At 68.1% G+C, this 7,070-nt stretch carries 7 protein-coding genes; 4 read left to right on the forward strand and 3 right to left on the reverse strand.

Features of this window, described 5'->3' with window-relative positions; all coding sequences use genetic code 11:
• Positions 1-185 (reverse strand): hypothetical protein (locus ACH107_RS28270; protein ID WP_412509066.1); only part of this gene is annotated, 185 nt, incomplete at its 3' end.
• Positions 186-308: 123 nt separating this feature from the next.
• On the reverse strand, positions 309-1,115 hold the full coding sequence (locus ACH107_RS28275; RefSeq protein ID WP_412509068.1) for a mechanosensitive ion channel family protein: 807 nt from the start codon (positions 1,113-1,115) through the stop codon (positions 309-311).
• 193 nt (positions 1,116-1,308) lie between these two features.
• Here ACH107_RS28275 and ACH107_RS28280 point away from each other — a divergent pair, with 193 nt between their 5' ends.
• The 4 genes from ACH107_RS28280 (at position 1,309) to ACH107_RS28295 (ending at position 5,964) form a co-directional block, all read left to right on the forward strand.
• Positions 1,309-3,336, forward strand: coding sequence for an FAD-dependent oxidoreductase (locus tag ACH107_RS28280; RefSeq protein ID WP_412509070.1), 2,028 nt, complete (start codon positions 1,309-1,311; stop codon positions 3,334-3,336).
• A 125-nt stretch (positions 3,337-3,461) separates the two neighbouring features.
• On the forward strand, positions 3,462-4,367 hold the full coding sequence (locus ACH107_RS28285; protein ID WP_412509072.1) for a LysR family transcriptional regulator: 906 nt from the start codon (positions 3,462-3,464) through the stop codon (positions 4,365-4,367).
• A 177-nt stretch (positions 4,368-4,544) separates the two neighbouring features.
• Positions 4,545-5,084 carry an NADPH-dependent FMN reductase gene (locus ACH107_RS28290; protein ID WP_412509074.1) on the forward strand — a complete coding sequence of 180 codons (540 nt, stop codon included), beginning with the start codon at positions 4,545-4,547 and terminating at the stop codon, positions 5,082-5,084.
• An 85-nt stretch (positions 5,085-5,169) separates the two neighbouring features.
• Positions 5,170-5,964: an acyl dehydratase gene (locus tag ACH107_RS28295; RefSeq protein WP_412509076.1), complete on the forward strand. Its 795-nt coding sequence runs from the start codon at positions 5,170-5,172 to the stop codon at positions 5,962-5,964.
• A gap of 472 nt (positions 5,965-6,436) precedes the next feature.
• Here ACH107_RS28295 and ACH107_RS28300 read toward each other — a convergent pair.
• Positions 6,437-7,070 (reverse strand): NAD(P)/FAD-dependent oxidoreductase (locus ACH107_RS28300; protein WP_412509078.1); only part of this gene is annotated, 634 nt, incomplete at its 5' end.

A 7,070-nucleotide genomic window follows, 5' to 3' on the forward strand; every position in this document is an offset into this window, starting at 1 on the left:
GGACGCGCCCGGGGCCGAAGGCTGGCCAGCGGCGCATCGGTGACGACGATGGCCGCCGCCGTGATCGCGCCCGAGCCGGGCCGGAGCTGCGGGCGCAGGGACGTGTCCACCGCCGCCGCCCGTGCCGTCATGTCACCCAAGAGGAAAATACCCGCCAGAGCGGTGAATAGTACGCGTTTACGCATTGCCCGGCCCTTTGGTTCTCATTGCCTGTGCGGGCATCGTAGCCGGAACCGGCCCGAATCGGAAGCATTCATGACATGGCGGGCGGCGCTGCGCGGAGCGCCGCCCGCCATGCGCGGGGCCGGTCAGCCGGCCTTCTGGATCTCGACCGAGTGCGGGTAGGGAATCGAGATGCCGCCCTTGTCGAAGGCTTCCTTGACCGCCTTTGTCATGTCGAACTTCAGGCTCCAGTACTCCGCGGCGTCGCACCACAGCCGCGCTGTCAGGTCGACGGAACTGTCGCCGAGGTTCGTCACCCGGACCCACGGTTCGGGGTCGTCGTGCACGCGGCTGTCGGCGCGGGCCAGATCGGTGATGATCCGCATCGCCTTGTCGGCATCATCGCCGTAGTCGATCCCGAAGGTCATGTCGCAGCGCCGCGTGGCATGGTGCGAGAAATTGGTGATGATCGCGCCCCATGCCTGCCCGTTGGGCACGATGATCTGCACGTTGTCCGGCGTCACCAGTTCGGTGAAGAACAGGTTGAGATCGGCCACGGTACCGGCGGTGCCGCCGATATCGACGTACTGGTCCACCTTGAAGGGCCGGAACACGATCAGCATGACACCGGCGGCCAGATCGCTGAGCGTCCCCTGCAGCGCCAGCCCGATCGCCAGCGTGGCGGCGCCGAGCACCGCGACGAGGCTCGTTGCCTCGATCCCGAAAAGGCCCAGCACGGCGATCAGCACCATCAGCAGGATTACCCACTTGACGAGGCTCGCCACGAAATTGCCGATCGTGCGGTCGATGTTCTTGCTGGCGTTGATCTTGCGGCGGACGAGCCCCGACACGATGCCGGCCGCCATCCAGCCAAGCACGAGGACGATGACGGCCTTGACCGCGCTGATCAGGATGGGGCCGTAGCTGCCGAGGCTTTCCATTATTGCTTGCATTTCTGTCCCTTGCACTGTTCGCGGGCGCATTCGCGCCATTTTGGCCCGCCTACAGTACACAAGCGGGCCGTGTCAGCCCATCGGAATCTTGGCCGGCGGGCCCGTTGGCCCGGGCCGTCACGGTGTAACGCGGCGTCCGGCGTGACATTCGGATCGCGAGCGCCCATTTTTGCCCGCAAACAGGGAGACAGCCATGACCGCCTATCCACATCTTCTGTCGCCACTGGACCTCGGGCACGTGACGCTGCGGAACCGGGTCATGATGGGGTCGATGCACACGGGCCTGGAGGAAACGCGGGACTGGGACCGCGTGGCAGAGTTCTACGCCGCCCGTGCGCGCGGCGGCGCGGGGTTGATGGTGACGGGCGGCATGGCGCCCAATCGCGAAGGCGGGGTGTTTCCCGGGGCGGCGGGGTTGTTCACGCCCGCGGATATCGCCGATCACCGCGTTGTCACCGACCGGGTGCACGACGCCGGCGGGCTTATCGCGATGCAGGTGCTGCATGCGGGGCGTTATGCCTACGGGCCGGAATGCGTGGCGCCCTCGGCGGTGAAGTCGCCGATATCGCCCTTCGCGCCGAGAGAGCTGGACGAGGCCGGTATCGAGACGCAGATCGCCGCTATCGTGACCGCCGCGGCCCGCGCCCGCGAGGCCGGGTATGACGGCGTGGAGATCATGGGATCGGAGGGGTATTTCATCAACCAGTTCCTCGTGCGTCATACGAACAGGCGCACGGATCGCTGGGGCGGGTCCTACGAGAACCGGATGCGCCTTGCGCTGGAGGTCGTGCGGCGGGCGCGGGCCGCCGTGGGGGACGATTTCATCCTGATCTACCGGCTGTCGATGATCGACCTTGTCCCGGATGGCAGCACCTTCGACGAGGTCGTGCAATTGGCGCGCGAGGTCGAGCGGGCCGGTGCCTCGATCATCAATACCGGCATCGGCTGGCACGAGGCGCGCATCCCGACGATCGTCACGAGCGTGCCGCGCGCGGCCTTTGCATGGGTGACGCAAAAGCTCATGGGCAAGGTGGGCATCCCGGTCATCACCTCGAACCGGATCAACATGCCCGATGTCGCCGAGGATATCCTGGCCGGGGGCGGGGCCGACATGGTGAGCATGGCGCGCCCCTTCCTTGCCGATGCGGATTTCGTGAAGAAGGCCGCGGCCGGGCGCAGCGACACGATCGCGCCCTGCATCGCCTGCAACCAGGCCTGTCTTGACCATACCTTCAGCGGCAGGATTTCCAGCTGCCTCGTGAACCCGCGCGCCTGCCACGAGACGGAGCTGCGGATCACCCCGGCGGCGGTGTCCCGGCGCGTGGCCGTGGTGGGGGCGGGGCCCGCGGGGCTGGCGGCGGCGATGACGGCGGCGGAGCGCGGGCACGCGGTGGACCTGTTCGACCGCGACGACCGGATCGGCGGGCAGCTCAACATGGCGCGGGAAATTCCCGGCAAGGAGGAGTTTCACGGGCTGGTCGCATGGTACGGCACCATGTTGGCGGAACGGGGTGTGACGCCCCGGCTGGGGCGTGCCGTGACGGCCGATGACCTGGCCGGGTATGACGAGGTGATCGTCGCCACCGGCGTCACGCCGCGCGATCCGGGCATTCCGGGGCAGGACGGGCCGAACGTGCTGAGCTATGTCGACGTGCTGCGCGACAAGGCTGCGGTCGGCAATCGCGTGGCCATCGTGGGCGCGGGGGGCATCGGTTTCGACGTGGCCGAGTACCTTGTGCAGGGGGGCGAGAGCCCGACCGAGGACCTTGCGGACTGGCAGGCGGAATGGGGTGTCGCCGACCCGGCCGATCACCGCGGCGGGCTGGCGCCCGACGGCCCGCACCCCGCACCGCCGGCGCGGCGGGTGACGCTGTTGCAGCGCAAGGCCGAGCGGGTGGGCAAGCGCCTTGGCAAGACAACGGGCTGGGTTCACCGCCTGACGCTGCGGATGAAGGACGTGGAGATGATCAGCGGTGTGAACTACGAGCGCATCGGCCCGGACGGCCTGCATGTGAGCTTCGGCGAGGCGCGCGAGACCCCGACCGTGATCGTGGCGGACACCGTGGTGCTGTGCGCCGGGCAGGTGCCGCGGCGATCACTGGCCGATGATCTGGCCGCGCGCGGCGTGACGGCGCATGTGATCGGGGGCGCGGACGTTGCCGCCGAACTGGACGCCAAGCGCGCCATTGATCAGGGAACGCGCGTGGCGGCGGCGGTCTGACGCGCGTCGCGCGTTTCTTTATGGCGAACGATCCAACACAAATTCCTATTATTGTCGGTCCGGTGCCGCAGTTGTGCCCGAATTGCCGGCGAGAACTATCCGTGGAATTGATAGAGGTATTGGGTATGGATCGCCTTACGGAAATGGAGGCATTCGCGACCGTGGTGGATCAGGGGGGATTCACCGACGCCGCGCGCAAGATGGGGATCTCGAAGTCGGCTGTCTCGAAGCATGTCTCGTCGCTGGAGGCCCGGCTGGGCGCGCGGCTGTTGAACCGGACGACCCGCCGCGTGAGCCCCACGGAAATCGGGCTGGCCTATTACGACCGCGCGCTGAGGGTTCTCAACGATGCCGGGGAGGCCGACGCGCTGGTCAGTTCCATGCAATCGGACCCGTCGGGGCTGTTGCGCATTTCCGTGGCGACGGATTTCGGGGTCAATCACCTCAGCCCGATCCTGAGCGAGTTCCTCGGGGAGTTTCCCGACATCACCGTGAACATGGTGCTCAACAACCGTTACGTCGAACTGATCTCGGAAGGGTTCGACATGGCCGTTCGTATCGGCGAGCTGGAGGACAGCTCGCTCCGGGCGCGCAAGCTGACCGAAACGACCAAGCGCATGATCGCCAGCCCCTCCTACCTTGAACGGCACGGGCGGCCGACACGGATCGACGATCTGAACGAGCACAAGCTGCTGCATTATTCCAGCCAGGCCAACGGATCGGTCTGGAAGCTGACCGCGCCGTCGGGCGAAAAACGGCAGGTGCGTACCGCCGGGGGCCTGAGCGTCAATGACGGGCAGTCGCTGCTCAACGCCGCGATCTCGGGGCTCGGGATCGCCTATCTGCCCAGCTTCCTGTATGCCAACGCGATGACCGAGGGGCTGGTCGAGGACGTGATCCCCGACCTGCCGGTCGAGACGCAGGGGATATTCGCGGTCTACCCCCCGGGGCGCTTCACCCAGCCCAAGGTGCGCGCCTTCATCGATTTTCTGGTCCACGCCTTTGCCGACAAGGGGCCGACGGACTGGTAGCTCTTCTTCCTCGCCATGTTTGGCCACCTTCCCCCCGGGTCGCGACAGGCGGTCCGGGGGCTTTTTCCGCGGGGTGGCCGGACCGGTGCACGGGCGCTGTGCGACCCGCCCGCTTGCCGGGACCATCGAAGCGGCCCAGATAGGGACGTGTGAAACTGGATTCGAAAGGTCGCAACAATGTCCAACCCGACGCTTCTGACGATTTCCGGCTCGCTTCGCGCGGGGTCGCTCAACCGGATGCTGCTGGCCGAGGCGGCCGCGGCCTTCGGCCCGGCCGACGTGGTCGAGGCCGATCTGCGGCTGCCGCTTTACGATGGCGACCTGGAAGAGGCCGAGGGCGTGCCGGCGGCGGTCGAAACGCTGGCCGGTCAGATCAGGGCGGCGGATGCCGTGGTGATATCGTCGCCGGAGTACAACAAGGGTGTCACCGGCGTCATCAAGAACGCGCTGGACTGGGTGAGCCGTGTCGAGGGCCCGGTATGGAAGGACAAGCCGACCGTCGTGATGTCGGCCAATGCGGGGCGCACGGGCGGCGAGACAGGACAATTCATGTTGCTGAGCTGTCTCGTGCCGCTGCAGGCGCGGGTACTGCCGGGGCCGATGATCGCCGTGGCGGGCGCGGGGGACGCGTTCGACGATACCGGCAAGCTGACGAATGACCGCTATCGGAAACAGGTGGAAAAACGGATGCAGGCCCTGCGCGCCGACCTTGGCTGAGGCAACCGCCGCGGCTGGCGCGGTGGCGCCGCGCGGCGGCATTTTGCCGATTTTCCTCCGACTCCAAGGGCTCTAACCTGCCCGCATGGAAACACCGTTGCAAACCCTGACCGACGTGATGGACCCGGCTCGCGCACAGGCCATGCAGGCGGCGCTGGGGCGCGCGGACGCGATCGGCGACGGGTCCCCGCTGCCGCCGTTCTATCATCAGCTCTACTTCTGGGATCCGCAGCCGCCCGACGCGCTGGGCCGGGATGGCCATCCAAGGGTCGGCGGGGTGATTCCCGATATGGGGCTGCCCCGGCGGATGTGGGCCGGCGGTCGGCTGGCCTTCGTCGCGCCGCTGGCGGCGGGCCGGGTGGCGGAACGGCGGACCTTCCTCGAAAGCTCGGTACGCAAGCAGGGACGCAGCGGTGCGCTGGGATTCGTCACCCTGCGGCATGAAATCCGGCAGGCGGGGCGGCTATGCGTGACCGACTGGCAGGATCTGGTCTACCGGGCGGAGCCGGCGCCCGGCACCGCGCCCCCGGCGCCGCCCGTCGCCCCGGATGACGAGGCGGGGTCCGACACGCTGGCCTTCGACACCACGCTTCTGTTCCGGTATTCGGCGCTGACCTTCAATGGCCACCGTATCCATTACGACATGGACTATGCCACCGGCGTCGAGGGATATCGGGGGCTGGTGGTGCATGGGCCGTTGCTGGCGCAAATCCTGATGCTGCGGGCCCGCGAAACGGCGGGCAGCCTGCGGCGGTTCCGGTTTCGTGCGACGGCGCCTTTGCTGCAAGGCGAAACGGCCACGTTTTGCTGGCGAGGCGGCAGGTTCTGGGTAAGGGGCCCGGATGGTCGCCAGTGCATGATCGCACACGCCAATAGCTGATCTGCAGCGCGTCGGGCCGGGGATGACGCAGGGCCAGCCGGTGCGCCGGGTCCACCGCCGCGTCGAGTTGCGGTTCGTCGGCGGGCCAGCACAACGCGCTGTCGATCATCACCGCCGAAAGCACCTTGCCGTTGCGCATGCAATCGGCCTCGGCCGCGTCGCCGGTTTCCCATATCTTGCACCGGATGCCCCGGCTGTTGCGCGTGCCCCGCAGGAAGGTGTTGAGCAATGCCTTGGCCCGCCGGCCCTTGGCGGTGTCGGGCGCCGGGCATTCGACGCCGCGCAGGCCCATCTCGCGCCCGTCAAGCGCCATCCGGTCGCCGGCGATGGCCCGCCACACGCGCGGGACGTTGTCGCGCGCCGGTGCTGTCGGGTCGGGGTCGGCGGCAGGGGCGGCCGACGCGGTGACCCCTGCCAGCAGGATGGCGGCGAGACCGGGAAGGGGGCGACAGGCAAACATGATTCGAGTTTATCAGAATGACGCCTCGGGGCGAAACCCGGCCGGGATGTTGTCCAGCCCGTCGAGCATCAGGTCGGCCATGACCTGTCCCACCTTCGGCGCCATGCCGAAGCCGATCTTGAAACCGCCATTGGCGATGAACTGCCCGGGGTGGAGCGGATGCGCGCCCAGCATCGGCGCGCGCGAGCGCGTGCGCGGGCGCAGCCCGGCCCAGCGTTCGAGCACGCGGGCGCCATGAAGCAGCGGGACGGCGCGCATCGCGCGGTCGATCACGGCGTCAAGGCGCGCGTCGGTGGCGGTCGCGTCGTCGAAGTCGCGTTCCGAGGTGGAGCCGATGGCGGTGGTCCCGTCCGCATGGGGCACGATATGAAGCCCGTCGGCGAAAAGCTGCGGGCTGTCAGGGGCGCTGAAATCCAGCAGCGCGCCCTGTCCCTTCACCGCGTTGCCCACCATGCGCGCATGGCTGGCGGTGAGCCTGTCGAGGTCGGCCACGCCGGTCGCATGCAGGACCGTGCCGTCCTGAGGGCCGTCGCGCAGAACCTCGCCGCCCCGTGCAGCGCGCGTCGACCTCGGCGTTTTCCAGCAGCCATTCGACCGGGCGCGCGCCCCGTGCGGCCTGCACCTCCTCGACCTCGGCCACCTGCTC

This window comes from Roseovarius halophilus (ex Wu et al. 2025) (assembly GCF_047086965.1).

Bases quoted from the DNA above. Each gene is read 5' to 3' on its own strand.
- ACH107_RS28275 (WP_412509068.1), bottom strand. From the start codon at position 1,115: ATGCAAGCAATAATGGAAAGCCTCGGCAGCTACGGCCCCATCCTGATC.
- ACH107_RS28280 (WP_412509070.1), top strand. From the start codon at position 1,309: ATGACCGCCTATCCACATCTTCTGTCGCCACTGGACCTCGGGCACGTG.
- ACH107_RS28285 (WP_412509072.1), top strand. From the start codon at position 3,462: ATGGATCGCCTTACGGAAATGGAGGCATTCGCGACCGTGGTGGATCAG.
- ACH107_RS28290 (WP_412509074.1), top strand. From the start codon at position 4,545: ATGTCCAACCCGACGCTTCTGACGATTTCCGGCTCGCTTCGCGCGGGG.
- ACH107_RS28295 (WP_412509076.1), top strand. From the start codon at position 5,170: ATGGAAACACCGTTGCAAACCCTGACCGACGTGATGGACCCGGCTCGC.